The organism is Burkholderia sp. BCC1999 (assembly GCF_905339975.1).
Classification (GTDB): Bacteria; Pseudomonadota; Gammaproteobacteria; order Burkholderiales; family Burkholderiaceae; genus Burkholderia.
Window position 1 is genome coordinate 148,195 of sequence record NZ_CAJPHP010000007.1, and the last position, 26,266, is coordinate 174,460.

The 26,266-nt window shown below is 68.9% G+C and carries 21 protein-coding genes and 1 riboswitch; of the genes, 13 read left to right on the plus strand and 8 right to left on the minus strand.

Features of this window, described 5'->3' with window-relative positions; genetic code table 11:
- Positions 1-13 precede the first annotated feature (13 nt).
- The 6 genes from U5809_RS12040 (at position 14) to U5809_RS12065 (ending at position 6,122) form a co-directional block, all read left to right on the plus strand.
- Positions 14-1,042, plus strand: a complete 1,029-nt coding sequence (locus U5809_RS12040; protein WP_282507128.1) for an ABC transporter substrate-binding protein — start codon at positions 14-16, stop codon at positions 1,040-1,042.
- A 17-nt stretch (positions 1,043-1,059) separates the two neighbouring features.
- On the plus strand, positions 1,060-1,884 hold the full coding sequence (locus U5809_RS12045; RefSeq protein WP_322086675.1) for an ABC transporter permease: 825 nt from the start codon (positions 1,060-1,062) through the stop codon (positions 1,882-1,884).
- 10 nt (positions 1,885-1,894) lie between these two features.
- Positions 1,895-2,803, plus strand: coding sequence for an ABC transporter permease (locus U5809_RS12050; RefSeq protein WP_322086676.1), 909 nt, complete (start codon positions 1,895-1,897; stop codon positions 2,801-2,803).
- Between the two features lie 13 nt (positions 2,804-2,816).
- Positions 2,817-3,848, plus strand: a complete 1,032-nt coding sequence (locus tag U5809_RS12055) for an ABC transporter ATP-binding protein (protein ID WP_322086677.1) — start codon at positions 2,817-2,819, stop codon at positions 3,846-3,848.
- Between the two features lie 87 nt (positions 3,849-3,935).
- Positions 3,936-4,760 carry a phosphodiesterase gene (locus U5809_RS12060; RefSeq protein ID WP_282507124.1) on the plus strand — a complete coding sequence of 275 codons (825 nt, stop codon included), beginning with the start codon at positions 3,936-3,938 and terminating at the stop codon, positions 4,758-4,760.
- Positions 4,761-4,922: 162 nt separating this feature from the next.
- Positions 4,923-6,122 (plus strand): MFS transporter, encoded by a 1,200-nt coding sequence (locus U5809_RS12065; RefSeq protein ID WP_282507123.1) that lies wholly within the window; start codon positions 4,923-4,925, stop codon positions 6,120-6,122.
- A gap of 21 nt (positions 6,123-6,143) precedes the next feature.
- Here the strand turns inward: U5809_RS12065 and U5809_RS12070 are convergent, their stop codons facing one another.
- The gene (locus U5809_RS12070) at positions 6,144-7,307 is read right to left on the minus strand and encodes an EamA family transporter (protein ID WP_322086678.1); all 1,164 of its coding nucleotides are present in this window, start codon (positions 7,305-7,307) and stop codon (positions 6,144-6,146) included.
- Positions 7,308-7,812: 505 nt separating this feature from the next.
- On the opposite strand from U5809_RS12070, the gene U5809_RS12075 reads away from it, so the two are divergent.
- On the plus strand, positions 7,813-8,169 hold the full coding sequence (locus U5809_RS12075) for a type II toxin-antitoxin system RelE/ParE family toxin (protein WP_322086781.1): 357 nt from the start codon (positions 7,813-7,815) through the stop codon (positions 8,167-8,169).
- The gene (locus U5809_RS12080; protein WP_205781878.1) at positions 8,166-8,447 is read left to right on the plus strand and encodes a helix-turn-helix domain-containing protein; all 282 of its coding nucleotides are present in this window, start codon (positions 8,166-8,168) and stop codon (positions 8,445-8,447) included. The genes U5809_RS12075 and U5809_RS12080 overlap by 4 nt, the downstream gene beginning before the upstream one ends.
- A gap of 25 nt (positions 8,448-8,472) precedes the next feature.
- Here the strand turns inward: U5809_RS12080 and U5809_RS12085 are convergent, their stop codons facing one another.
- From U5809_RS12085 to U5809_RS12095, 3 genes are all read right to left on the minus strand, one after another.
- On the minus strand, positions 8,473-9,261 hold the full coding sequence (locus U5809_RS12085) for a molybdopterin-dependent oxidoreductase (RefSeq protein WP_322086679.1): 789 nt from the start codon (positions 9,259-9,261) through the stop codon (positions 8,473-8,475).
- A gap of 29 nt (positions 9,262-9,290) precedes the next feature.
- Positions 9,291-9,923 (minus strand): cytochrome b/b6 domain-containing protein, encoded by a 633-nt coding sequence (locus U5809_RS12090; protein WP_322086680.1) that lies wholly within the window; start codon positions 9,921-9,923, stop codon positions 9,291-9,293.
- A gap of 74 nt (positions 9,924-9,997) precedes the next feature.
- Positions 9,998-10,270, minus strand: coding sequence for a pentapeptide MXKDX repeat protein (locus tag U5809_RS12095; RefSeq protein ID WP_176046919.1), 273 nt, complete (start codon positions 10,268-10,270; stop codon positions 9,998-10,000).
- Positions 10,271-10,538: 268 nt separating this feature from the next.
- A riboswitch (TPP riboswitch) is annotated at positions 10,539-10,655 on the plus strand.
- 124 nt (positions 10,656-10,779) lie between these two features.
- On the opposite strand from U5809_RS12095, the gene thiC reads away from it, so the two are divergent.
- The 5 genes from thiC to U5809_RS12120 all read left to right on the plus strand — a co-directional run bounded on the left by thiC (position 10,780) and on the right by U5809_RS12120 (position 16,428).
- Positions 10,780-12,711: a phosphomethylpyrimidine synthase ThiC gene (gene thiC / locus U5809_RS12100; protein ID WP_176046918.1), complete on the plus strand. Its 1,932-nt coding sequence runs from the start codon at positions 10,780-10,782 to the stop codon at positions 12,709-12,711.
- A 233-nt stretch (positions 12,712-12,944) separates the two neighbouring features.
- Positions 12,945-13,157 carry a glycine zipper 2TM domain-containing protein gene (locus U5809_RS12105; RefSeq protein ID WP_322086681.1) on the plus strand — a complete coding sequence of 71 codons (213 nt, stop codon included), beginning with the start codon at positions 12,945-12,947 and terminating at the stop codon, positions 13,155-13,157.
- A gap of 194 nt (positions 13,158-13,351) precedes the next feature.
- Positions 13,352-13,600: a hypothetical protein gene (locus U5809_RS12110; protein ID WP_034186583.1), complete on the plus strand. Its 249-nt coding sequence runs from the start codon at positions 13,352-13,354 to the stop codon at positions 13,598-13,600.
- Between the two features lie 142 nt (positions 13,601-13,742).
- Complete coding sequence (locus U5809_RS12115; RefSeq protein ID WP_322086682.1) at positions 13,743-14,669, plus strand: DMT family transporter; 927 nt, start codon at positions 13,743-13,745, stop codon at positions 14,667-14,669.
- 478 nt (positions 14,670-15,147) lie between these two features.
- Positions 15,148-16,428 (plus strand): EAL domain-containing protein, encoded by a 1,281-nt coding sequence (locus U5809_RS12120; RefSeq protein ID WP_322086683.1) that lies wholly within the window; start codon positions 15,148-15,150, stop codon positions 16,426-16,428.
- A 50-nt stretch (positions 16,429-16,478) separates the two neighbouring features.
- Here U5809_RS12120 and arfB read toward each other — a convergent pair whose 3' ends face one another.
- The 4 genes from arfB to recC are packed head-to-tail and all read right to left on the minus strand — an operon-like array spanning position 16,479 to position 26,225.
- Positions 16,479-16,883, minus strand: coding sequence for an alternative ribosome rescue aminoacyl-tRNA hydrolase ArfB (gene arfB, locus U5809_RS12125; RefSeq protein WP_282507116.1), 405 nt, complete (start codon positions 16,881-16,883; stop codon positions 16,479-16,481).
- A complete protein-coding gene (locus U5809_RS12130; protein WP_322086684.1) occupies positions 16,880-19,189 on the minus strand; it encodes an AAA family ATPase in 2,310 nt (769 codons plus the stop codon). Before U5809_RS12130 ends, arfB begins: the two co-directional genes overlap by 4 nt.
- Complete coding sequence (recB, locus tag U5809_RS12135) at positions 19,186-22,890, minus strand: exodeoxyribonuclease V subunit beta (protein WP_322086685.1); 3,705 nt, start codon at positions 22,888-22,890, stop codon at positions 19,186-19,188. Before recB ends, U5809_RS12130 begins: the two co-directional genes overlap by 4 nt.
- Positions 22,887-26,225 carry an exodeoxyribonuclease V subunit gamma gene (recC, locus tag U5809_RS12140; protein WP_322086686.1) on the minus strand — a complete coding sequence of 1,113 codons (3,339 nt, stop codon included), beginning with the start codon at positions 26,223-26,225 and terminating at the stop codon, positions 22,887-22,889. Before recC ends, recB begins: the two co-directional genes overlap by 4 nt.
- Between the last annotated feature and the right edge of the window lie 41 nt (positions 26,226-26,266).

A 26,266-nucleotide genomic window follows, 5' to 3' on the forward strand; every position in this document is an offset into this window, starting at 1 on the left:
CCGGAGACCCACCGTGTCCTTTCGCCTGACCTCGCTGCTGCGCGCACTCGCAGCTCCCGTAGCCTGCGCCGCACTCATCGCCGGCGCGCCCGCCGCCCACGCCGACGAAACGGCGATCTGCTACAACTGCCCGCCCGAATGGGCCGACTGGGCCGCGCAGATCGCGGCGATCAAGCAGAAGACGGGCATCCGCGTGCCGTTCGACAACAAGAACTCGGGCCAGTCGATCGCGCAGCTGATCGCCGAGCAGAAGAGTCCGGTGGCCGACGTCGTCTACCTCGGCGTGTCGTCGGCATTCCAGGCGAAGGACAAGGGCGTGATCGCGCCGTACAAGCCCGCGCACTGGAACGACATTCCCGCGAACCTGAAGGATCCGCAAGGCTACTGGTTCGCGATTCACTCGGGCACGCTCGGCTTCTTCGTGAACAAGGACGCGCTCGACGGCAAGCCGGTGCCGCGTTCGTGGGCCGACCTGCTGAAACCCGAATACAAGGGCATGGTCGGTTATCTCGATCCGTCGAGCGCATTCGTCGGCTACGCCGGTGCGGTCGCCGTCAACCAGGCGCTCGGCGGCAGCCTCGACAACTTCAAGCCGGCCCTCGACTGGTTCCGCAAGCTGAAGGCGAACGCGCCGATCGTGCCGAAGCAGACCGCCTATGCACGCGTGCTGTCCGGCGAGATTCCGATCCTGCTCGACTACGACTTCGATGCGTATCGTGCGAAGTACAAGGACAGCGCGAACGTCGAGTTCGTGATTCCGAAGGAAGGCACGATCGCCGTGCCGTACGTGATGAGCCTCGTGAAGGGTGCGCCGCACGATGCGAACGGCAAGAAGGTGCTCGACTTCGTGCTGTCGGACGAAGGCCAGAAGCTGTGGGCCAACGCCTACCTGCGCCCGGTGCGCGCGCAGGCGCTCGGCGCCGACATCGCCGCGAAGTTCCTGCCGGCGAGCGAGTACGCACGGGCGAAATCGGTCGACTTCGGCAAGATGGCGGCCGGCCAGCAGGCGTTCGGCCAGCAGTACCTGCAGGTGATGCAGTAAGCGGCAGGATACGACCGATGCTCGACCTGACTTTCCCGCTGCGCTGGCGCGTCGCGCTCGTCGCGCCGGCGCTCGCGGTGTTCGCCGCGTTCTGGCTGCTGCCGATGGCGGCGCTCGTGCAGGTGTCCGCCGACGGCGCGTTCTTCTCGCAGTACGCGGCGCTGCTCGGCAACGCGCGCTACATGAAGAGCCTCGGCGGGACCATCGCGCTGTCCGCGGGCGTGACGCTCGCGACGCTCGCCCTGTCGACGATCTCGGGCCTCTTGCTCGCGCGCCGCGAATTCGCCGGCAAGCGCGTGCTGCTCGCGCTGCTCACGTTTCCGCTCGCGTTCCCGGGCGTCGTCGTCGGCTTCATGGTGATCATGCTCGCCGGCCGTCAGGGGCTGATCGGAATGCTGTCGGCGAAACTCACCGGCGACAAGTGGGTATTCGCGTACTCGGTTGCGGGCCTGTTTATCGGCTACCTGTACTTCTCGATTCCGCGCGTGATCGTCACCGTGATCGCGGCCGCGTCGAAGCTCGACGCGTCGCTCGAGGAAGCCGCCCGTTCGCTCGGCGCGTCGCCGTGGCGCATCTTCGTCGACATCGTGCTGCCCGCGCTCGCGCCGGGCCTGATCGCGGCCGGCGCGATCTGCTTCGCGACCGCGATGGGCGCATTCGGCACCGCGTTCACGCTCGCCACCGACCTGAACGTGCTGCCGATGACGATCTATACCGAGTTCACGCTGAACGCGAACATCGCGACGGCGGCCGGCCTGTCGATCGTGCTCGGCATCGTCACCTGGGCCGTGCTCGCGCTCGCGCGTCGTTTCACCGGCCACACTGCTGCCGCCGCGGCCTGAGGATTCCTGCATGCAATCGCTTTCCGGCTCTTCCGCGCCGTCGCCGTCGCCTTCGCCGGCACCCGCTCCCGTGCAGGCGAACGGTGTCGCGCGCCGCGCACCGCGCGTCACCGGCGCGCGCGCGATCGCCGCGCTGCAATGGGGCGTCACGCTGTTGCTGTGCGCGTTCCTGATCGTGCCCGTCGTGATGTCCGTGCTCGCGGGCGTGACCGTCAACTATTTCCGCGGCCTGTCGAGCGGCCTCACGCTGCGCTGGCTCGAACAGGTGTGGCAGCAGTATCACGGCTCGGTCGCGCTGTCGCTCTATGTGGCATTCGCGACGCTCGCGATCGTGCTCGTCACCGGCGTGCCGGCCGGCTATGCGCTCGCGCGCAGCAAGAGCCGCGTCGCACGCGCGATCGAGGAGGCGCTCGTCCTGCCGGTCGCGCTGCCCGGCCTCGCGTCGGCGCTCGCGCTGCTGATCGTATACGGCGGCTTCACCTCGTTCCGGATGAGCCTGTGGTTCATCGTCGTCGGCCACGTCGTGTTCACGCTGCCGTTCATGGTTCGTGCAGTGGCCGCCGTTGCGGTCGGCGCCGACCTGCGTACGCTCGAGGAAGGCGCGGCGAGCCTCGGTGCGTCGTTCGTCACGCGCTTCGTCACGATCGTGCTGCCGAACCTGCGCCCCGGCATCGTCGCGGGTGCGCTCGCGGTACTCACGCTGTCGATCGGCGAATTCAACCTCACGTGGATGCTGCATACGCCCGACACCAAGACGCTGCCGGTCGGACTCGCCGATACCTACGCATCGCTGCGCCTCGAAGTCGGCAGCGCGTACACGATCCTGTTCCTGCTGATGACGCTGCCGCTGCTCATCGCGATGCAGTGGCTCGGCGTCGATCCGTCCGGCACGCGCGCGCTCAAGAAGCGCCCGCGCTGAATTTCTCGCAGACATGAAACTCGATTCCACTCCCATCACGCTGACCCGCTGCGCGAAGACGTTCCGCGGCACGCGCGTACTCGAACCGCTCGACCTGTCGATCGGCGCGGGCGAAACACTCGTGCTGCTCGGCCCGTCGGGCTGCGGCAAGACGACGACGCTGCGCCTGATCGCGGGGCTCGACACGCCGGACGCCGGCGGCACGATCGCATTCGGCAACGACGATGTCACCGCGCTGCCGATCGAGCGCCGGCAAGTCGGCATGGTGTTCCAGAACTACGCGCTGTTTCCGAACCTGACGGTGCGCGGCAACGTCGGCTACGGACTGAAGATCCGCAAGACCGAGCCGCGCGCGCTGCGTGAACGCGTCGACGAGCTGCTCGCGATGATGCGGCTCGACGCACATGCGGACAAGCCGGTCGATCAGCTGTCGGGCGGCCAGCGCCAGCGTGTCGCGCTGGCGCGCGCGCTCGCGGTGCGCCCGCGCGTGCTGCTGCTCGACGAACCGCTGACCGCGCTCGATGCGAAGTTGCGCGACGCGCTGCGCCGCGAGATGAACGCGCTGCTGCGCGAGCTTGGCGTGACGACCGTCTACGTGACGCACGACCAGGCGGAAGCGATGGAACTCGGCGACCGGATCGTCGTGATGGGCGCGGGCCGCATCGAGCAGATCGGCACGCCGCGCGAGATTTACTACCATCCGGCGAACCGTACGGTCGCGCAGTTCATCGGCACGCTGAACCGGCTAGCCGGGCAATGGCGCGATGGCGCGCTGGTGACGACGGGCGGCGCGATCGCGACGCCGCACGCCGCCGACGAATGGTTCTTCCGCCCCGAAGACGCGCAGCTCGCCGATCCCGCGCATGCGCCACTGCGCGGCGCGGTCGGCGCGTGTGCATTCCTCGGCGAACGCACGCGGCTCACGATCGAGCACGCGGCGCCCGATGCGCTCGTGATCGACGTGCCGGGCCGCATCGCGCTCGCACGCGGCACGGCGGTCGGCCTCACGATCGCCCCGGAAGGCCTGATCGCGCTCGGCGCGTAATCCGTCGTTCGGGCATCATTCATGCAGCACCCCATCGCGGCGCACGACGCCGCCCCCACAACAACCAGACGATTCCGAGAAACGACGATGCTGCTTGCTCAAATCAGCGATCTCCACATCAAGCGGCCGGGCCAGCTCGCGTACCGGCGCGTCGACACGGCGGCCGCGCTCGCGCGTTGCATTGCGAAGCTGAACGCGCTTGAGCCGCGCCCCGACGCCGTGCTCGTCACCGGCGACCTGACCGACTTCGGCCACGATGAGGAGTACGGCAACCTGCGCGAGCTACTCGCGACGCTCGAGATTCCGTACTACCTGATGATCGGCAATCACGACGACCGCGCCGGGCTGCGCCGCGCGTTTGCGGAGCGCGCCGAGCTGCAGGACGGCGAATTCGTGCAATACGCGCTCGACGTCGGCGCGGTGCGCGTGCTGGCGCTCGATTCGCAGGTACCCGGCGCGAGCCACGGCGACCTGTGCGACGCACGGCTCGCGTGGCTCGCCGCGCAGCTCGACGCCGCCCGCGACCGGCCGGTGATCGTCGCGCTGCATCACCCGCCGTTCGTGGCGGGCATCGGCCACATGGACAAGCTGCGCCTCGCGCCTGCGGCTGCCGCGAAACTCGACGCGCTGCTGCGCGGTCATCCGAACGTCGAGCGCGTGCTGTGCGGTCACGTGCACCGCACGATGTTCACGCGCTTCGGCGGCACGCTCGCGTCGGCGGTGCCGTCGCCCGCGCACCAGGTCGCGTTCGACCTGCGGACCGATGCGCCGTCCGCGTTCCGGCTCGAACCGCCGGCGTTCGCGGTCCATCGTTATGCGCCCGACACGGGGATGACGTCGCATCACGTGTATGTCGACGAAGGCGCCGGCCCGTATCCGTTCTACGAACCGACGGGCGAGCTGGTCGACTGACGGCGTGCGGCACGCGCGATGACGGGTGGCGGCCGGTTCGCCGCGCGCCCGGCAGGATTCACGTCGCTCCGGTATGATCGGCAGCCTCGACCGGCGCCCGGCCCGCCTGCGCACCCGACGCGTGCGCCGCTTGCCACGCCGTCCAACTTCGTCCGCGCAGCCATGTCCACCGCCTCCACCGACCGTCCGACCGACGCCGCCTCGCCCCACTACTCGCGCAGCCTGCTGTTGCTGCTCGCGACGATCGCGGGCGTGTCGGTCGCGAACATCTACTACAACCAGCCGCTGCTCGACAGCTTCCGCTCGGCCTTCCCCGACGGCGCGTCATGGATCGGCGCGGTGCCGACCGCGACGCAGCTCGGCTATGCAGCCGGCATGTTCCTGCTCGCACCGCTCGGCGACCGGTTCGATCGCCGCGGGTTGATCCTGATGCAGATCGCCGGCCTGTCCGTCGCGCTGATCGTGGCGGCCACCGCACCGTCGCTGGCCGTACTCGCCGTCGCGAGCCTCGCGATCGGCATTCTCGCGACCATCGCGCAGCAGGCCGTGCCGTTCGCCGCCGAAATCGCGCCGCCCGCCGAACGCGGGCATGCGGTCGGCACCGTGATGAGCGGCCTGCTGCTCGGCATCCTGCTCGCGCGCACGGCGGCCGGCTTCGTCGCCGAGTATTTCGGCTGGCGCGCGGTGTTCGCCGCGTCGGTCGCGGCACTCGTCGCGCTCGCCGCCGTGATCGTGATGCGGCTGCCGCGCAGTTCGCCGACGTCGACGCTGTCGTACGGCAAGCTGCTCGGCTCGATGTGGCATCTGGCGGTCGAACTGCGTGGGTTGCGCGAGGCGTCGCTGACGGGCGCCGCGCTGTTCGCGGCGTTCAGCGCGTTCTGGCCCGTGCTGACGCTGCTGCTCGCCGGCGCGCCGTTCCATCTCGGCCCGCAGGCAGCCGGCCTGTTCGGGATCGTCGGAGCCGCGGGTGCGCTCGCCGCGCCGTACGCGGGCCGCTTCGCGGACAAGCGCGGCCCGCGCGCGATCATCTCGCTCGCGATCGCGCTGCTCGCGCTGTCGTTCGTGATCTTCGCGCTGTCGGGTTCGAGCCTCGTCGGGCTCGTGATCGGCGTGATCGTGCTGGATGTCGGTGTACAGGCCGCGCAGATCTCGAACCAGTCGCGCATCTACGCGCTGAAGCCCGAAGCGCGCAGCCGTGTGAACACGGTGTACATGGTGTGTTACTTCATCGGCGGCGCGCTCGGCTCGTCGGCCGGGGTTGCCGCGTGGCATGCATTCGGCTGGACCGGCATGTGCGCGACGGGGCTGCTGTTTGCCGCGCTCGCGGGCTGGTCCCACCATCGCGGCGGCCGGCACGGCTGAGCGCAGCCGGCCACGGCGGCGTCACGCGTCGGCGCGCTGCGTGGCCGGTTCGTCGACGGGCGGCGGCGCGAACGCCGGTGCCGGGTCGATCACCGCGGCGGGATCCATCACGGCCGCCGGCGTCGGCACCGCGAGCGGGACGGCGGAAGGCGCGAGGATCGGCGCCGCTTCGGGAATCGCGATCTGCTCGGGAGAGGACGCGGCGTCCGCCATCGGCGCCTGCTCGGCCGCAACGGCTGCCGCACGCGCCGCAGGCCGGCGGGCCGGATCGAACACGAACGACAGCCCGACACTGCCGAGGATCGCGACGGTCGCGACCACCGTCGCCATCGTCACCGGTTCGCCGAGCAGCAGCGCACCGAGCGCGACCGCGACGATCGGGTTCACGTACATGCAGCTGCTCGCGATGATCGGGCTCGTGTGACGGATCAGGTAGCCGTACGCGACGTACGCGGCCATCGTGCAGAACACCATCAGGTACAGGAACGCGAACACCGGCCCCACCATCACGTGCTCGATGCGTTCGCCGATCAGCCAGGCGACGAGCGTCGAGATCAGGCCGCCGAGGCCGATCTGCAGCGACGTCGACAGGAACAGGTCGGACGGCAGCTTGAGCCGCGTCGCGAGGTGCGCGCCGCCGGCCCAGAACAGCGCGCCGGCCAGCACGCAGATCGTGCCGAGCGCCGAATTCTGGGCGGCCGCGCCGCCCGAATTCAGCACGACGATACCGACCATGCCGAGCCCGACGGCCGCCCACTCGCCCTTCGTCACCGGCCGGCCTGCCACCGCCGCGATCACGGTCGCGAACAGCGGCACCGTGGCCACCATCACCGCGGCCGAGCCGCTGCTGACCGAGCTGATCCCGAGCGCGATCGTGCCGGACGACAGCGCGACGAGCATCGTGCCGACGATCCCCGCGTTGCGGATCTCCAGCAGCGTCGGCCATTCGGGCTTGCGCCGCAGCGCGAAGATGAACAGCCCGATCCCGCCGAGCAGGTTGCGCAGCCCCGACAGCAGCAGCGGCGGGAACGACTGCAGCGCGAAATGCAGCCCGCTGTAGGTCGAACCCCAGACGAAATAGATGAACACGAGCGCCAGCGCGACGCGGCCACCGCGGCTTTGCGGCAGGCGGATCCGGAACGAAAAGCGCGCGAAGAAATCGAGGAGGCGGTCGAGCGGCGTCATCGTGCAGCCCGCCCGCACGTCACGCCGCGTGCTCCGCTGAAAGGCGCCGGCAATGCCGGCAAACGGTCCTGACGGGACCGGGAAGGCAGAGCGAACGTGCGGAACGACATGGCAGTGCGAACGGCGACGAAAGAGAACCGGCAAGCGGCGGCAGAGGGACAAAAAAAACGTGCGCAGCCACTTCGGCTGCACACGCTCCGCATTATGGCATCAAGGATTCGAAAGCATCGCCAGACCTGTCTGAAAGGATAACGACTGACGTTTCGGCGCGACATTTTTCGGCCGGCGGGCCGGTGAAATCCGGGGCCGGATGCGCAAGGCGCACGCGTCGTCGCCGCCGGTCCCGTGCGCATGCCATCGCCATCCGCAACAGTTGGATCCAGCGTCGGCCGAACGGCCTGTTACGCGCGCCGGGGCGTCCCGTCACGCCTATCGTGACGGACGACGCGCCCTTCCCTTGCCGTCCAGCGCGTCTCTTCGACACCCGCACCTCTCATACAATATTTTGTATAATTCAACCGTACTTCCGCCGAAACCCGTCGTTTTCGTCGGCAGCGCACTGGGCGATCTCCGCGGCTTTCCGCTGCCTGCCCGACGCGAAGCCGGCCACCAGATCGACCAGGTACAGCGCGGCCTCGCGCCCGACGACTGGAAACCGATGCGCACGATCGGCGCCGGCGTACGGGAAATCCGCGTGCGCGATGCGAGCGGCGCGTTCCGGATCGTCTATGTCGCGACGTTCGCCGAAGCGATCTACGTGCTGCATTGCTTCCGGAAGCAATCGGCGCGCACGAGCAAAGCCGATATCGACCTGGCCGCCCGGCGCTATCGCGCCCTGCCGATGGAGTTGAAGAAACCATGACCAACGAACGCTACACGAGCGTCTGGGATGCAATCGAGGGCCAGCCGGCCGAAGCCGAGAACATGAAGCTGCGCTCCGAACTGATGATCGCGCTCAAGCAGCGCATCGCGCAGCTCGAACTCAGTCAGGCGCAGGCCGCGAAGCAGCTGGGCGTCACGCAGCCGCGCGTGTCTGACCTGATGCGCGGCAAGATCAACCTGTTCGGGCTCGACGCGCTCGTGAACATGGCCGCGGCGGTCGGCCTGCGCGTCGATCTTCAGGTGCGCGAATCCGCATGACGGATACGCGCACCTCGCGCGCCGCTCACGATCCGCCGAACCAGTTGTACCCCTGATCGATCCAGTAGCCGCCCGGGAACGTATCGGTCACGAAGATTTCCATGATGTGCTTCGGGTTCTTGTAGCCGAGTTTGGTCGGCATCCGCAGCTTCATCGGGAAGCCGTATTCCGGCGGCAACTGGCGGCCGTCGTACTCGAGCGCGAGCAGCGTCTGCGGATGCAGCGCGGTCGGCATGTCGATGCTTTCGTAGTAATCGTCCGCGCATTTGAAACCGACGTGTTTCGCCCGCGTGTCGGCGCCGGCACGCGCGAGGAACGCGCCGAACGGCGTGCCGCCCCAGCGGCCGATCGCACTCCACCCTTCCACGCAGATGTGCCGCGTGATCTGTTCCGCGTGCGGCAACGCGCGAAGCTCGTCGAGCGTCCACACGCGCTTGCCCGTCACGCGGCCGGACAGCACGAGGCGGTACGTCGACTCATCGACATGCCGCACTTCGTCGATCCCGTAGTACGCGTTGAACGGGAACGGGCGCGTGATGTCGGCCTCGGTGTAGGTCGGCGCGAGCCGGTCGGGGTTGAACAGCCAGGCCTGCACGCGATCGTTCATGCGCGACACTTTCTCGAGAAACGTGTTGACCGACGCGTCGTCCTGCAGCGTGCAGCCGGTCAGCATCGCGAGGCCGCCGAGCGTCAGCACGCGCCGGTTGAAGAGCCGCCGCGACGGCATCTCGAGCTCGCGGCGGACATCGAGTTCGAGCGACTTCCGGTCGAGTGTCCAGCGCGGCTCGCCACGGTTTTTTTCGGATTCCGACATGATGATTTCCTTCGCCCGCGATGAGCAGGTCAGCGGCCGCGCAGCATCGCGAGCAACGAGCGCGGCACCAGCAGCGCCATCGCGACGTGGACGACAAAGAAGGCGACGAGCAGCGACATCGCCCAGAAATGCACGACGCGCGCGTTGTCGTAGCCGCCGAACAGTTCGCGCAGCAGCGGAAACTGCACGGATTTCCAGATCGTGAGCCCCGACAGCACCAGCACGACGAGATCGACGATCGCGGTCAGGTACGCGGCTCGCTGCACCGCGTTGTAGACGCTCAGGTCGTTGTGCGACAGCCGCCCGCCGAGCGCGGCGCGGACGTCGCGCCAGATGGACGCCGGCGTGACGGGCAACAGCTTGCGCGCGAAGCGCCCCGTTGCGATCGACATCGCGAGGTAGAACAGCCCGTTGCCGACCAGCAGCCACATCGCCGCGAAATGCCATTGCAGCGCGCCGCCGAGCCAGCCGCCGAGCGTGATGCCGTGTGCGAACGTGAACGACGGATAGATCGGCGACGCGTCGTAGATACGCCAGCCGGACAGCGCCATCAGGATCGCCGCGAGCGCGTTGAGCCAGTGGCTCACGCGCACCCACGGCGGATGGATCGTCGGCGCGGGCGGCGTCGCGCTCGCGCGATCCGTGGCAGGAACCGTTTGCATGATGAAGACTCCCGGAATGATGCGACGGGACGCGATGCGTCCGCAGCCGGCCGGCCGCGCCCCGCGCACGTCGATCAGTTCGACGGGCTCATGGTGTCCTTCTTCATCGCGTCGCCCTTGGACATCGCGTCGTGGCCCATCGCGTCCTTCGACATCGCGTCCTTTTTCATCGCATGCTTCTTCATGCCGTCCTTCTTCATCGCGCCATCCTTCGCCATCGCGTCGTGACCCATCGCGTCCTTCGACATCGACATGCCGTCCTTCGACATCGCATCGTTCTGCGCGTAGGCGCCCGTTGCGATCGTGGCAAGTGCGGCGACACAGGCAACCAGGAATACGTTTTTCATGACATCTCTCCACTACATGGGTTTAGGAGCCGAATAGACGGAGCACACCGCCGGAAATGACAGCGATGTCAAAAAAAATTCTAGACGCCTGAAATGAAGATGCGAATGCTGCACCGCTCGACGCGCGCCGGTCCGCCGGGACGCCGTAAGGAAGCCGCGATTGCTGCGCTGCACCCTGCCCGGCTCGCCGGCGGCGATCCGGAAATCGCCCGGCGGCATCCGATCCGCTCCCGGTTGAAACCGCAGCCAAGCCGGTGTATCGTGTGCGCTGCTAACGCGGGGGTCCTGCAATGCGTTCGGTCAAACAACCGGCATTGCGGGTGAGAAATACCCTTTGAACCTGATCTGGATAATGCCAGCGCAGGGAAGCGTACGGATTTCGCCGCCATCCTTCTGACGAAATCCGCCGCCTCACCAAGCCTCGTCTCCTGCTTAGCTCGAGCCCCACATACGTCAAGGGCTCCGGGCAAGCGCCGAAGCGCCTGTCCGGCGCTCACACAGGAGATTGCATGAACGCCAATCCGAAGTTTCTGTCCGCCGACGCTCATGTCGATGCCGCGGCCGTCGCCCCGCTGCCGAATTCCCGCAAGGTTTATGTAACCGGCTCTCAGCCCGACATCCGCGTGCCGATGCGAGAAATCACACAGGCCGACACGCCGACCGGCTTCGGCGGCGAAAAGAATCCGCCGATCTACGTGTACGACACGTCGGGCCCCTACACCGATCCGGAAGCGAAGATCGACATCCGCGCGGGCCTGGCCGCGCTGCGTCAGGGCTGGATCGAAGCACGCGGCGACACCGAAATGCTCGGCGGCCTGTCGAGCCAGTACGGCCTCGAGCGCGCGGCCGACCCGGCCACCGCCGACCTGCGGTTCCCGGGCCTACACCGCAACCCGCGCCGCGCCCAGGCCGGCAAGAACGTCACGCAGATGCACTATGCGCGCCAGGGCATCATCACGCCGGAAATGGAATACATCGCGATCCGCGAGAACCAGCGTCGCGCCGAGTACCTCGAGAGCCTGAAGTCGAGTGGCCCGAACGGCGCGAAGCTCGCCGCGATGATGGGCCGCCAGCACCCGGGCCAGGCGTTCGGCGCCGCGGCCTTCGGCGCGAACGCGCCGGCCGAGATCACGCCGGAATTCGTGCGCTCGGAAGTGGCATGCGGCCGCGCGATCATCCCCGCGAACATCAACCACCCGGAATCCGAGCCGATGATCATCGGCCGCAACTTCCTCGTGAAGATCAACGCGAACATCGGCAACTCGGCCGTCACGTCGTCGATCGGCGAGGAAGTCGACAAGATGACGTGGGCGATCCGCTGGGGCGGCGACACGGTGATGGACCTGTCGACCGGCAAGCACATCCATGAAACGCGCGAGTGGATCATCCGCAACAGCCCGGTGCCGATCGGCACGGTGCCGATCTACCAGGCGCTGGAGAAGGTCAACGGCAAGGCCGAGGACCTGACCTGGGAAATCTTCCGCGACACGCTGATCGAGCAGGCCGAGCAAGGCGTCGACTACTTCACGATCCACGCGGGCGTGCGCCTGCAATATGTGCCGCTCACCGCTAACCGGATGACGGGCATCGTGTCGCGCGGCGGCTCGATCATGGCGAAGTGGTGTCTCGCGCACCACAAGGAAAGCTTCCTGTACGAACACTTCGAAGAGATCTGCGAGATCATGAAGGCGTACGACGTGAGCTTCTCGCTCGGCGACGGCCTGCGCCCCGGCTCGATCTACGACGCGAACGACGAAGCGCAGCTCGGCGAACTGAAGACGCTCGGCGAGCTCACGCAGATCGCGTGGAAGCACGACGTGCAGGTGATGATCGAAGGCCCCGGCCACGTGCCGATGCAGTTGATCAAGGAGAACATGGATCTTCAGCTCGACTGGTGCAAGGAAGCGCCGTTCTACACGCTCGGGCCGCTCACCACCGACATCGCGCCGGGCTACGACCACATCACGTCGGGCATCGGCGCCGCGATGATCGGCTGGTTCGGCACCGCGATGCTCTGCTACGTGACGCCGAAGGAACACCTTGGCCTGCCGAACAAGGACGACGTGAAGGAAGGCATCATCACGTACAAGCTCGCCGCGCACGCCGCCGATCTCGCCAAGGGCCACCCCGGCGCACAGGTTCGCGACAACGCACTGTCGAAGGCACGCTTCGAGTTCCGCTGGGAAGACCAGTTCAACATCGGTCTCGATCCGGACAAGGCGCGCGAATTCCACGACGAGACGCTGCCGAAGGATTCGGCGAAGGTCGCGCACTTCTGCTCGATGTGCGGCCCGCACTTCTGCTCGATGAAGATCACGCAGGACGTGCGCGAGTTCGCGGCGCAGCAGGGCGTATCGGAAACCGAGGCGCTGAAGAAAGGGATGGAAGTGAAGGCGGTCGAGTTCGTCAAGACCGGCGCCGAGATCTATCACCGTCAGTAAACGCAAGCGGCGATCCACACCGGAATCGCATCGCAATGCACGAAGCCCGCTTTCGAGCGGGCTTTTTTGCGCATGTCGTGTGCCTGCCGACGCGCGGGACACAATTGATTACGAAACCGCGCGAGCCTTAACAAGTCCTTACAGCAGCCCCGTGGAGCGGCGCGTAGATTGGGGACATGCGTGGCCGCCAGCCGGTCGCGCGTCCTCCGTTCACTACCACAAGGACAACGATCATGATTTCGATTCGGCGTATTGGGGTATGCGCGCTCCTCGTCGCAACGGTGACCAGCCTGTCGGCCTGCGACTCGATGACGAGGCGGCAGCGCGACACGGCAATCGGCGCGGGTGTCGGTGGCGTCGCCGGCGCGGCGATCGGCGGCAACGCGCTGTCGACGCTGGGCGGCGCGGCAGCCGGCGGCATCATCGGCAACCAGGTCGGCAAGTAAGCAGCCGGCCGGACCCGGCGCAACATTCGTCCAGACGGCGTTTCCGCGATGCGGAAGCGCCGTTTTCGCATGCGGCGTCGCAATATGCGCGTCAACCGCCCGGAAATGATCGGTTACCGTTTTGCATACCGTGTCATCGGCGCGCGGCCTAAGCTTAAGCATCTGCCGATTGCCGGCTCCGCCGGAGAGACATCATGAACAGGACCCTCGTCGCAGCGGCGCTCGCCTGCACGACGCTCGCCGGCTGCTACTACCCGTACGGCTACTATCCTGGCGGCTATTACACGGCCGCGCCGGTGCAGCCGGCGCCCGTGTACGTCGATCCCGGCCCCGCCTACTACTATCCGGCACCCGCCTATGCACCCGCATGGGGCGGCTATTGGGGACCGGCGCTGTCGCTCAATTTCGGCTTCGGCGGACGCGGCGGCTGGCGCCACCACTGACCGGATACGGCCGCCGACGGAAGGCCGCCCGTCCCCCGCAACCGGCGACCTGCCCGTTTCTTGTCGTTTCATCCAATCGTGAAACGACGGCACGGTAACGCGGTGTAAGATTCATCGCATCCCGTCCCCGCCCTCACGATCGATGTCGCCCAAGAACGCTTTTCTGCTGACCGTGCTCGCTGCCCTGTGGGGCGCGTCGTTCCTGTTCATCCGGATCGGCGTGGTCGATCTCGGCGTCGCGCCGCTGATGGCGTTACGCGTGGGCATCGGCGCGCTGTTTCTCACGGGCTTCGCGCTGACGCGCTTCAAACCCGCCGACCTCGGCGCGCGGCTGCGCCATCATGCGTGGCCGTTGTTCGTCGTCGGCGCGCTGAACTCGGGCATCCCGTTCTGCCTGTTCGCGTTCGCCGAGCTGACGCTGTCGGCCGGCCTGACGTCGGTGATCAATGCAACGACGCCGCTGTGGGGCGCGCTCGTCGCGTACCTGTGGCTGAAGGACAAGCTGTCGCTGCCGCGCGCGCTCGGCCTCGTGATCGGCTTTGCCGGCGTGCTCACGCTCGTGTGGAACCAGATCGCGAACGCGCACGGCGACACGGGCGCCAGCGCGACCGCGCTCGCCGCCGCCGCGGCGCTCGGCGCGACGCTGCTTTACGGCATCGCGGCCAATTACACGAAGCGCAAGCTCAGCGGCGTCGACCCGCTCGTCAACGCGGCCGGCAGCATGATCGGCTCGTCCATCCTGCTGCTGCCGTTCGCGATCGCCACCTGGCCGGCCGCGCCGGTCAGCGCACACGCGTGGGGCTCGGTGCTCGCCCTCGGCATCGCATGCACGGGCGTCGCGTACTTCATCTTCTTCTACCTGATCGCACATATCGGCCCTGCCCGCGCGATTACCGTCACGTTCGTGATCCCCGTGTTCGGGCTGTTGTGGGGGGCGCTGTTCCTCGGCGAACACGTGTCGGCCATGATGATCGAAGGCTGCGCGATCGTGCTCGTCGGCACCGCGCTCGCGACTGGCGTGATCAAGCGGATTCCCGGCTTCGGGCCGCGCGGCGGCGAAGCGACCTGACGAGCCGGGCGCGGGCGCCGTCGTTCGTCGCGCGGCCATCGTCAACCGCCGGTGACGCGCAACGCCCGCCCGCCAACGCACCGCGAATGGTGTCGCCGCACGCCCCCATTCCTCTGACGGCCGATCCCGGCTGCGCCCGTGTCGGCCGCCGGGATTTCCCGTACTCCACTCCCCACCATTCGCCATGCGGCCGGGTTGTCATGTCCCGCGGCGGCGCGCTTCGCTGCGTGACAGTCATGCGCGGCACGCACTCGCCCGGCGCCTGATACCGCTGCGCGCCAGCCACGGCCGAGCCGTGTACCGTTTGCGTCTGGAGTTACCCTGATACGCGTGCCGCTGCAATCCCGTTACACTCGGAACACTTACCCGCAGAAGGCGGCATCGATGCTCCACGTTCTTTCGCGTCCGCCTGCGCGTGCGACTGCATCGGCGTGGCGGCTCGCTCCCGCCCCACCGCTCGCCCCCGGGCACCGTTGACATGAAGCCCGCCCGCGACCTATCGCTCGACTCCCTGCTCGAACGCCTCACGCCGACGCCCGGCGGCTGGCTCGCCACTTATCGCACCACGAAGCTGCGCAGCGTGTTCCAGCCCGTGCTGTCGATCACGCACAAGCGCGTCGTCGGATACGAAGCGCTGCTGCGCGTCGTCGACGCGAACGGCGCGCTGGTGTCGCCCACCGCGCTGTTCGACCGGACGCGCGGCGACGCCGACGCGCTGATGCTCGACCGGCTCGCGCGCTGCCTGCACACGGCCAACTTTGTCGCACAAGGAATCGGCGACGGCTGGCTGTTCCTGAACGTGACGCCGCGCGTGCTCGATACGGGCCTCGTGCAGCGCGAGTTCGTCGAGGCGCTGTGCCGGCATTTCTCGTTGCCGCCGAATCGCATCGTGCTGGAAGTCGTCGAGCAACCGGCGCGCGACGAAGCCGCGCTCGCCCGCACGATCGACATGATCCAGCATCGCGATTTCCTGATCGCGATCGACGATTTCGGCACCGGCTTCTCGAACTTCGACCGCGTTTGGCGCGCACGGCCCGACATCGTCAAACTCGACCGCTCGCTCGTCGAACGCTCGACCGGGTCGGCCGAGGATCGACGCATCATGCATCACCTCGTGTCGATGCTGCACCAGGCCGGCGCAATGGTGCTGGCCGAAGGCGTGGAAAGCGACGACGCGCTGCAGGCGCTGATGGAAGCCGATATCGATTTCGTGCAGGGTTTCCGGTTCGGCCAGCCCGACGCCTCGATCGCACACGCGAGCGCGGCCGCGCCCGCGATGCTCGACGCCGCGTGGCAACGCTTCATCGCCGACCGGCACACGCCGGTCATCGCAGAGCAACCGGGCTTCGACGCAATCGAGCGGCTCGTGCTCACCGGCGCGGCCGCGTTTTCCGCGAGCGGCAACCTGCAGGACGCCGCGCAACGTGTATTTGCGGTGCCGGCCGCGCGCCGCGTGTTCGTCACCGATGAGATCGGCGAGCAGTTCCTGCCGTCGATCGGCGCCCACACCGACGACGGCCAGGCGGGCGCCACGCGCCTCGCGCCGCTGTTCCCCGAAACCCACAGCAACTGGTCGCGACGCCCGTATTTCCAGCGTGCAATCGCCGCACCGGGACGCGTCGCGCTGATGGGCCCGCACTTCTCGCTGACGGAAGGTCGCGACTGCTATACGGCCGCCGTCGCGATCCGGGCACAGAGCCGGCTCGTCGTGTTCTGCGTCGACTTCGTGCTCGACAGCGCGGGAACGGTGATGCGCTAGCCGCGCGGGCAGCGGACATTGGCCTGCGCGGGCCGCCGGCCATTCATTCGTCAGTCGGTCACCTTCCCTCTTCCGGACTTCACCACGCTGCGGCGCGACTTGTGCTCGAGCCGCCGCTCCTTCGACGCGCGCGTCGGCCGCGTCGCAACGCGAGCGCGCGGCGTGAACGCGACGCTGCCGATCAGCGTATCGAGCCGCGCCAGCGCCGCCTCGCGATTCTTCTCCTGCGTGCGGTATTCCTGCGACTTGATCACGACGATGCCGTCACGCGTGATGCGCTGGTCGGACAGTGCGAGGAGCCGCTCCTTGATGACCGGCGGCAGCGACGACGCGCGGATGTCGAAGCGCAGGTGAATCGCACTCGACACCTTGTTCACGTTTTGCCCGCCCGCGCCCTGCGCGCGCACGGCCGTCCATTCCACGTCGGCCGGATCGAGCGTATAGCGGATCATCATCGCGAAGCCTCCGTGCGGCGCCGCGCAAGCGCTTCGTCGACGCGCGCAGCGAGCCCCGAATCGCGCTGCGTGCGCGTCGCGACCGCCTGCACCAGCACACGCCGCGGCCCGATCACCTGGACGCGCGTGCGGGCACGCGTGACGGCCGTATAGACCAGCTCGCGCGTGAGCACCCGGCTGAACGATGCCGGCAGCACGAGCGCGGCTTCGTCGAATTCCGAGCCCTGCGATTTATGGACGGTCAGCGCGAACGCCGTTTCGTGCGGCGGCAGCGCAGCCGGCGACACCGCGCGCGCGGTGCCGTCCGCGCGCCTGAACCACACGCGCAGCACACCGTGCGCATCGGGCAACGCGATGCCGATGTCGCCGTTGAACAGCCCGAGCGCATAGTCGTTGCGCGTCACCATGATCGGCCGCCCGGTGAACCAGCGCGCGCCGACCGCGAGCGGCACGCGAGCGGCGTGCCGCACATGCGCGGCCACGAGCGCGTTGACGTGCTCCGCCCCGCGTGAGCCGTTGCGGGTCGCGCACAGGATCCGAAACCGGTTGAGCACATCGAACAGCGGCAGCGGATCGGGCACCGGCGCAGTCAGTGCGTCGCGCAACGCGTCGAGGTACGCGCCGAACCGCCTTGCGAGCCGCTCGACCGTCGACGGTGCGAGCGCATCGCCCGCATCGTCGTGGAACGACGCGGCGGCCGCGTCGTCGGCGGGCAGCGCATCGAGCGCGGCCTGCACGTCGCCGCTACGGATCGCGAGCGACAGCCGCCCGATCGGTGAATCGAGACCGAAACGGTAATTGCGTTCGAGCCAGACGACGCAATCCGCGAGTGGCGCCGGCCCGGGCATGGCGGACGCTGCGGCGGCTTCAACGGTCGATGGCGATGTGGTCGCCGTCATCGATGCCAGCGCCACGTCGCCGGCGTCGAACGGCGGCAGTTCGACGGCATCGAGCCATGCAAGTTCGTCGGCTTCGATCCACGCGGGTGTGTCAGCCGCTGTAACGGTGCCGCCGATATCGACCGGCGCCGGGACGGCGGGCAATGGCGACACGATCCCGGCCGACGAAACTTCGTCATCCTGCGATTCGTCGTCGAAGAGCGATGCCTGTCGCGGATCGGCCTTCGGCCGGGACGCCGGTTTGCGTGAAACGGAAGCCGATGTCGAAGGTGACGCCGGGGCCTGCGCCGAAGCGGAAGCCCGACTCGCAGCCGGAACCCCTGCGGCTGCAGTTTCGTCCGGCACCGGTAACGCCGCGACGAACGCCGCCTCGTCGATGCCGAGCGCCTGCGCGATGCGCGTGCGCGCCGCGGCCGTAAAGGCTGGCCGCGCGCTGAGCTCCGCGAACACGGCACCGGCTTCGACCGCGGCCAGTTGATCCTTGTCACCGAGCAGCACGAGCCGCGCGCCCGGCGCAAGCGCATCGAGCAGATGCGCGGCGAGCGCGACGTCGATCATCGACGCTTCGTCGACGACGATCAGGTCGTACGGCAACGGATTGTCGCGATGATGGCGAAAGCCGGCCGCCCCGCCGCCGCCCAGCAGCCGATGCAGCGTATACGACGTATCGGGCAAACGCGCCGCCAGCTCGGGCGGCAAGTCGCCGGCCCGTGCATGCAGCGCTTCCTGCATCCGCTGTGCGGCCTTGCCGGTCGGTGCGGCCAGCGCGATGCGCAGCCCCGGGTGCGCGTCGAGCAGACAAGCCAGCACGCCGACGACAGTCGTCGTCTTGCCCGTGCCGGGGCCGCCGCTGACGATCGTCACGCGGCCCGTCAGCGCGACGATCGCCGCCACGCGTTGCCAGTCGACTTCGCCGGTGGCCGGCCCAAAGTAACGCGCAAGGTTGTCGCGCAGCCGGTCGGGCGACAGCCCTTCATCCGGTGCTGCGGCACCGGCCTGCGCGACGAGCGCATCGGCAAGCCGCCGTTCGTAATCGAAATAGCGCGACAGATACAGGTGGTCGTGCCGGTCGACGATCAGCGGCCGCTCGTCGCCACGCGCAAGCGTGCCGAACGCGACCACGCCGCTGGCGGCGAGCGCCGCGCGAACCTCGTCAAGCGGTGCTTCGTAGCGCTGCGCGAGCGCGCCGAGTGCGACGCATACGTGACCGCCGGCCGTCGCACGGCTCGTCGCGAACGCGGCGCGTGCCGCCCAGCGCGCTGCTGCGGACGGCGCGCCGGCGCGCCGCGCGAGATCGCCGATCCGACGCGCGAAGCCTTCCGCGAGCGCGATGCCGAAATCGGCCGGCTCGGGCAGCCGCGCGACGAGGCCGCCGGTAAATTCGAGCGTGTCGTCCGACGCGTTCATGCGCGGCCCCCTTCCATCATCCGGTCGAGGGCATCGACGAGCGCACGCGCGGGCCGGCGCGCGTGCACGCCGGACGGCTCGCCGCCGCTGCGCCAGTCGGGCCGCACGCCGCGCACGAACAGGTACAGGTAGCCCGCGATGTGCGTGTCGTAGTCGTAGTCGCGCAGCCGCCCGCGCAGGTAGCGATGCAGCGCGACCGTGTAGAGCAGCGCCTGCAGGTGATATGCGTGATCGGCCATCGCGACGTCGAGCGCGCGCGGGCCGTAGGCATCCGGCGTCGTGCCGAGATGGTTCGACTTCCAGTCGACGATCCAGAAGCGGCCGTCGTGTTCGACGATCATGTCGATGAAACCCTTGATGAAACCGGCGAGCATGCCCGCCTCCAGTGCAACGTCCGGATAGCCATGCGCGACCAGCAAACGGCGCAACGCCATCAGGTCGAGCGACGGCGCCGGGAACAGGAAACCCATTTCGTCGAGCCGCTTCGCCGGATCGAGATCGGCGAGCCGCATGCCCGGCACGAGCTCGGTGTGCACGACATCGTCGACCAGCCGGGCCATCATCGCCGGCAACCGCGTAGCGAGCTCGGGCTCCGCCTCGACCGGCCGGTCGTGCAGCGCACCGAGCGCGGCCTTGTGCCACGACTCGCGCTCCGTGAAGCGGCTGAGTTCGAACAGGCGGTGCAAGCATTCGCCGGCTGCCGCCCCGCGCGGGAACACGAGGATGTCGTCGTCCGACGGAACGGCTGCGACCGGCTCGTCGAAGATCCATTCGCCGTCCGGCGTCACCTCGGCAAGCGCGTCGTGATCCGGCCGCAACTCTTCGTCGGGGACGGCCGCGACGCCCGCTTCCTCGCGCGCCATCGACGCAGTCAGCGAGCTGAAGCTCGCCATCCGCCACGCGTCGCGCAGCACACGCGTCGCATGACGCGCCGCGAGCGTCTGCGACGCGTCGTGCCCTGCCGCGAGACGCTCGCGTCGCGCCGGCGCCGGCAGTGGCGCGACGCTCACGGGGCCACCCGCGAGCGCCTGCCACGCCGTATCGAGCGCAGCTTCGTCGGGCGGTTCGTCGAGCCACGCATCGAACGACTGGCCGGCGCCGGCGACGAGCCAGTTGAGCACGCTGCGCCGCGCTTCACGCGTCGAGCGCGACGACAGGTACGGCCCGGCAACGACATAACAACGATAGACCGCGCGCGTGAGCGCCACGTAGACGAGCCGCGCGCGCTCCGCGGCCTGCTCGCGCAACGCCTGTCGCGCCGCGTGCGCAGCTGCTTCGTCGTCGCATCCGTAATGCAGCACGGCGTCGCCTGCTTCGTCGTGATATTCGCGCGCATCGGGCAGCGCGGACGAAGGCGGCTCGCGCAATCCGCCGTCGTTCAGGAACGGACAGAACACGATTGCGTATTCCAGCCCCTTCGACTTGTGCACGGTCACGATCTGCACGAGGTTGCGATCGGATTCGAGCCGCAACTGCGCTTCCTCGCCGCCGCCGTCGAGCCGTTGCGCGGCGAGCCAGCGCAGCGTCGGTGCGATGCCCGGCTGCGCGGATGCGCGCGCCTGCGTCAGTTCGGCCAGATGGTTGATGTCGGTCACGCGACGCTCGCCGTCCGCACCGGCCATCAGCCGCTCGGCGATCCGCAGCTCGCGCGTGAACGTGCGCCACATCACCGCGAAACCGCGTTCGCGCCACAGCAGCCGATATCGCGAGAAGCGCTCGACCCAGCTCATCGCGTCGGTGCTGTCGGACGCTTCGCTTCGCGCGTCGCCGTCACCCTGCTCCATCCGCCACAGCGCACCGGCATCGAGGCCGAACCAGTCGGACGCGAGCGCGGCGCGCAGACGCCGCAAGTCGCCCGGCGCATCGATCGCCGCCAGCACGCGTTCGAGCTGCTCGGCGTCGCCGGTCGAGAACACCGACGCCTGCGCCAACTCGACGCTGCCGATGCCCCACGTGGCGAGCACGCGCTTCACGAGACTGCCCTGCCGGTGCGTCTGCACGAGCACCGCGATGTCGCCCGGCGACAGCGGCGATTCACCGAGCCGCACGTGCCCTTCGCGCGCGCCACGCATCAGCCGCGCGATCTCGGCGGCGCAGGCCTGCGCGGCCTGCGCCTGCGCATCGCGCTTGAGCAACGTGCCTTCGCCACCCGGCAACGCCCAGACCCGGAAGTCGCCGGCCGGGCCCGGATCGGTTTCGTCGACGAACGGCTCGCGCACGCGCGTGCCGGCGCGCACCGCGTAATAGTCGAGCCCGTCGAGCACGAAGGCGCGCGGATTCGACATGAAGAAGCGGTTGCACGCATCGACGATCGCGGGCGTCGAACGCTGGTTGACCGCAAGCGTGTAGCACGCGCTCGCCCGCGCGCGCGCCGCCAGATAGGTATGCAGATCGGCCGCGCGGAAGCTGTAGATCGCCTGCTTCGGATCGCCGACGAGGAACAGCGGGCCGCTCGGCGCGAAGATCCGGTCGAAGATCGCGAACTGCAGCGGGTCGGTGTCCTGGAACTCGTCGATCAGTGCGGCCGGATAGCGCGCGCGCAGCGTCTCGGCGAGCCACGGATGCGCATGCAGCGCGTGGTACAAGTTCGCCAGCAGATCGTCGAACGACACGACGCGCCGCGTGCGCTTGCGCTCGGCCAGCGCGCCCGGCGCCACGTCGAGCCAGTCGGAGATCAGCGCGAGCCAGCGCGCACGCTGTGCGGCCTCGGCGGCCGCTACCGCGGCTTCGAGCGCATCGGCGACATCGAAGAACGCGTGCTCGGGCGTCACGCCGCCTTTTTTGGTCGCCTTCACCAGTGCGGAATGCGTGAGCTTCAACGCGGCTTTCGGCAGCGCGGCCGTCGCGTCGCCCTGCGCGAAATGCGCGGTCCATGCGGCCAGCGCATCTGCGACCGCATCGGGCTTGTGCGAGCGCTGATTGAGCACCGGCTGCGCCGTGCGCAGCAACACATCGATTGCATCGCGCTCGGCCGCCCACATCCGCGACGCCTCGGCGAAACATTCGGCCGCGGCGGCTTCGGCCGACTCGTCCGGTTCCGTCACGCCGTCCCAGCGCAGCGCGGCGAGCGGCTTCTTCAGCCGGCGCGCGAGCTGCGCATCGAGCGCCGCCGGACCGGCGCCCGATTCGACGAGCCAGGTCGCAAATCCCGGCCAGCGTGCGGCCGCCGGTTCGACGCGCGTGCGCCAGAAATCCGCCGCGAGTTCGAAGCGCAGCGACGCGTCGTCGGCCTCCATATCGAACGCGAACGGCATCGCCGCCGCGAACGGCGCCTCCTGCAGTGCGCGCTGGCAGAACGCGTGGATCGTGTGGATCGCGGCCTGGTCGAACGCACGCAGCGCGCGCCGGATCCGCTTCGCGGCCGTCTCCGGGTCGAGCGCGCCGTCTTCGCCGAGCGTGGTCTCGAGCAGGCGTGCGATGAACGGATCGCCGCCGTCGTCGCCCGTGTCGAGTGCATGCGCAAGCTGCGCGAGCCGGCTGCGAATCCGCTCGTGCAGTTCAGCCGTCGCCGCCTTCGTGAAGGTCACGACGAGAATCTCGTCCGCACCGAGATCCTTCTCGAGCAACAGGCGCACATACAGCGCGCAGATGTTCCAGGTCTTGCCGGTGCCGGCCGATGCCTCGATCTGGTTGACGCCGTCGAGCGGGCACGCGAACACGTCGAGTTCGAGCGCCTGCTGCGGCTGCGACACGGCGCTCATGCGACCTCCTTCAGATGCTCGATGAGCGGCTCGAACACGAGCTTCGCGAGTGTGCCGAACGGCTCGTCGAGCGACGGGTGCGCGCCGCGCCACGCGATCGCGATGGCCGGATCGTCGGCTTCGCTCACGACACGTTCGTTGATCCACACGCTTGCGGCCTTGGCTTCGCCGTCGGATACCCTCGCCCACGCGCTGCGCGGAAAGAACCGCAGCGGCATGCGCCGCCCCGCGCGAAACAGCGCGGCAAGCGGCGCGAGCCGCTCCAGCGGCGCCGCGACGGGCGTCAGCTCGAACGCGCCGCCGCTGCCGAACCACATCGTACGGCGCGGGCCGTCGGGCTCGACCACGCAGTAGACGAGATGCGCGAGCCACGCGGACAGATAGTCGCGCGCACTCGGCCGTGCGTAGCGGTAGATGATCTGGCCGGCCGGCGTCAACCGGTTCAGCGTGCCATGCAGTTCGAGCGGCGCGCTCACCGCGTCGGTCGACAGCATCGCGTCGTCGGTGCCGAACAACGCCTGCTCGGTATCGGGCCACGCCGGCACGACCGTGAGCGAGAACGGCCGCCGCTCGATGCCGTCGGCCAGCGCTCGGCGCACGCTCGACGCCAGTTGCGTCATCGAGCCGAGCGCCTGGTCGCGCCATACCGCGCCCGTCGCACCGCCCGGCAGTTCGGGGCTCGCGTCGGCAATGCGCAGCGCGTGATCGTGCACGCCGCCCTCGTCCGATTCGATCAACAGCGGCAACACGCGCTCGGCGAGTGCATCGCTGCCGGCGAAGTCGAGCGAGAACGGTTCGGTATCGAGCAGTTCGGCTTGCGCGTCGGCAAGCACGATGCCGAGCCGGCCGCGCAGCAACGCACGCGCCGGATGACGCCAGAAGCGTTCGAATTCGCTGAACGCGACGGGCTCGACCGGTTCGGCCGGCAGCGGCTGCGCGAAGAACGGCAACTCGCGCGGGCCGTCGCGCGACACTTCCGCGGCGAGCAGCGACGCGAGCGTCGCACGCTCGGCGTCATAGGACACGAGCGTGCTGCCGGGCTGGAAATACGCGGCCGCGAACGGTTGCAGCGGATGCTCGACGATGAACGCGCGCCGCGCGGCATCGACTTCATCCGGTGCAGCGTCGGGCCCGGCCGTGACGATCGCCAGATGATCGAGCAACTCGTCGACGAGCGCCGCGGGCGGCAACGGTGCGTTGTCGCGAATGCTGCGGCCCGTGTAGGCAATCAGCAGCCGGTCGCGTGCGGCGAGCAGCAGGTCGAGAAACAGGTTGCGCTCGTCGTCGCGGCGCTGCCGGTCGCCGAGCTTCGGCAACACGGCCATCAGGTCGAATTCGTCCGCGCGTGCGAGGCTCGGCAGCACGCCGTCGTCCATCCCGAGCAGGCAGACGACGCGATACGGCAGCCCGCGCAAGCTCGTCAGCGACGAGAACGTGACCCCGCCCCACGGCACCCCGCCGCGCGCCGGATCGTCGAGCGCCGCGGCCAGCCCCGCGCGGACGACGGCAGCCGGCAATGCTTCGTCGGGCGCGCCCTCCGTCATCGCGGCCAGCATCGCGTCGAGCGCATCGCGCACGCCGGCCAGTGCGTCCGCATACGCTGCGCCCGAATCGAAGAAGCGTGCGAGCGTGTCGGCGAACAGTTCGCTCCAGCCGCTCGGCGTGTGCGATTCAGCCAGGCGCCGCGCGAAGCCGTCGAGATCGTCGGTGAAGCGCGCAAGCCGGCCGAGCAGTTCGGCCTCGCTGCCCGTGGCCGCCTCGATCGGCAGCCACGCACCGATCGGCGCCGCACCCTCCGGCATCGCATAACCGAGAAAGAGCCGCGCGAGCGCGTCGGAGAACGTGTGGCGCGGCGCGGGCACGGCCGCGTCATCGCTGGCGAGCGGCGACAACCCGCGCCGTGCGCCGGCGGCCGCGAGCCAGGTCTGCACCGTCTCGAGCGCAGCCGCGTCGATGTCGTAGCGCGCGGCCACTGCATCGACGCGCAGCCATTCGACCAGCTCCGGCGCGCCGACCTGCCGTTCCGGCAATGCGAGCCAGTCGAGCAGCACGCGGGCGACCGGGTTCGCCTGCGACGGCGGCAGGCCGGTAATCCGGTACGGCACGCGCGCGCCGCCGGCGCCGGCCGTGCCGAACACGGCATCGATCAGCGGCCCGGCCGCCGCGAGGTCGGCCACCGCGACCAGCACGTCGGACGGCTGCAGGCTCGCGTCGGCGTCGAACCACGCAAGCAGGCGGTCATGCAGCACTTCGAGCTGGCGCGCGAGGCTGTGGCACACGTGCACCTCGATGCCGCGCTCGGCCGGCGTGTCGCCGGTTTCGGCCTCCGGCTGCAGTTCGAGGATCGCGTTCTGCACGCGCGCGAGCCACGTGGATTCGGGATTCGCGACGAAGCGCGACGCATCGCCTGACGCGGCGCTTTCGGTCAGTTCGTGCAGCATATGTAACTGCGCCTGCGTCTGCCTGCCCCACTCGGCGAGCAGCGGATGGCCGACTTCCTGGTAGTCGAGCCGCCCGGCCGCGTCAAGCGCCTCGGCATGCGCGGCCGTGACGATGTCGAACCAGAATTCGCGGCACGGGTTCAGCGCATAGACGCGCACGTCGATCCAGCGCGACAGCTCGCGCAGCAGCGCGACGTGCAGCGGCGGCATCGTCGGCAGCGCGAACACGCTGACCGATTCCGGCCAGTCGGCACGTGCGACCGCTTCGGGATCGAGATGGCGCGCTTCGACGAGGAAGCGGTGCGCGGGCGGCGTGCCGCTGTCGCTCAGCTCGGCGAGCAGCGCGCGCCACAGCGCGGCCTGCCAGTGCTCGTCGTCAAGCGCGGCGTCGCTGATCCCGCGTGGCGCGCCGTCGCCCGCGAGCACGGATTCGCCCGCCTGCCACGCGGCCAGCCATTCGGGACGATAGGTCAGGTAATGATCGAGCACGGCCGCGACGCGGTGCGCGAGCTCGTAGCGCATCGCATCGTCGGACGCGGACAGATACGCGGCCAGCCGTGGCGACGCGAGCCACGGCGCGCCGCCGGCCGCCTGCGCGAACAGCCGGTAGCAGCGCCACACGAGGCGGTCGGGCGCGAACGGCGAACGCTTGGGCACGTCCATCACGCGGCCGATCTGCGCCCACAGCCATTGCGCGAGATACGTGAACTCGACGTTCGCGCACACGCCGTTGCGCGCGGCGATGTCGAGCTCGAGGCGACGGCGCAGCGCCGCACTCGGCACGATGACCTGTTGCGGCGCCCACGGGCCGTTGCGGGCCGGGAACGCGGCCAGATCCTCGAGCAGCGCGTCGGCCAGCGTTTCGTGACGGTTCGAATAGAAGAGATGGAGCATGAAGCGGGCGTCGGAACCTCGCACCGGCCGAGCCGGGCGAA

Excerpts from the sequence above, each read along its gene's own strand:
- U5809_RS12045 (WP_322086675.1), top strand. The coding sequence starts at position 1,060 with ATGCTCGACCTGACTTTCCCGCTGCGCTGGCGCGTCGCGCTCGTCGCG.
- U5809_RS12050 (WP_322086676.1), top strand. The coding sequence starts at position 1,895 with ATGCAATCGCTTTCCGGCTCTTCCGCGCCGTCGCCGTCGCCTTCGCCG.
- U5809_RS12055 (WP_322086677.1), top strand. The coding sequence starts at position 2,817 with ATGAAACTCGATTCCACTCCCATCACGCTGACCCGCTGCGCGAAGACG.
- U5809_RS12060 (WP_282507124.1), top strand. The coding sequence starts at position 3,936 with ATGCTGCTTGCTCAAATCAGCGATCTCCACATCAAGCGGCCGGGCCAG.
- U5809_RS12065 (WP_282507123.1), top strand. The coding sequence starts at position 4,923 with ATGTCCACCGCCTCCACCGACCGTCCGACCGACGCCGCCTCGCCCCAC.
- U5809_RS12070 (WP_322086678.1), bottom strand. The coding sequence starts at position 7,307 with ATGACGCCGCTCGACCGCCTCCTCGATTTCTTCGCGCGCTTTTCGTTC.
- U5809_RS12080 (WP_205781878.1), top strand. The coding sequence starts at position 8,166 with ATGACCAACGAACGCTACACGAGCGTCTGGGATGCAATCGAGGGCCAG.
- U5809_RS12085 (WP_322086679.1), bottom strand. The coding sequence starts at position 9,261 with ATGTCGGAATCCGAAAAAAACCGTGGCGAGCCGCGCTGGACACTCGAC.
- U5809_RS12090 (WP_322086680.1), bottom strand. The coding sequence starts at position 9,923 with ATGCAAACGGTTCCTGCCACGGATCGCGCGAGCGCGACGCCGCCCGCG.
- U5809_RS12095 (WP_176046919.1), bottom strand. The coding sequence starts at position 10,270 with ATGAAAAACGTATTCCTGGTTGCCTGTGTCGCCGCACTTGCCACGATC.
- thiC (WP_176046918.1), top strand. The coding sequence starts at position 10,780 with ATGAACGCCAATCCGAAGTTTCTGTCCGCCGACGCTCATGTCGATGCC.
- U5809_RS12105 (WP_322086681.1), top strand. The coding sequence starts at position 12,945 with ATGATTTCGATTCGGCGTATTGGGGTATGCGCGCTCCTCGTCGCAACG.
- U5809_RS12110 (WP_034186583.1), top strand. The coding sequence starts at position 13,352 with ATGAACAGGACCCTCGTCGCAGCGGCGCTCGCCTGCACGACGCTCGCC.
- U5809_RS12115 (WP_322086682.1), top strand. The coding sequence starts at position 13,743 with ATGTCGCCCAAGAACGCTTTTCTGCTGACCGTGCTCGCTGCCCTGTGG.
- U5809_RS12120 (WP_322086683.1), top strand. The coding sequence starts at position 15,148 with ATGAAGCCCGCCCGCGACCTATCGCTCGACTCCCTGCTCGAACGCCTC.
- arfB (WP_282507116.1), bottom strand. The coding sequence starts at position 16,883 with ATGATGATCCGCTATACGCTCGATCCGGCCGACGTGGAATGGACGGCC.
- U5809_RS12130 (WP_322086684.1), bottom strand. The coding sequence starts at position 19,189 with ATGAACGCGTCGGACGACACGCTCGAATTTACCGGCGGCCTCGTCGCG.
- recB (WP_322086685.1), bottom strand. The coding sequence starts at position 22,890 with ATGAGCGCCGTGTCGCAGCCGCAGCAGGCGCTCGAACTCGACGTGTTC.
- recC (WP_322086686.1), bottom strand. The coding sequence starts at position 26,225 with ATGCTCCATCTCTTCTATTCGAACCGTCACGAAACGCTGGCCGACGCG.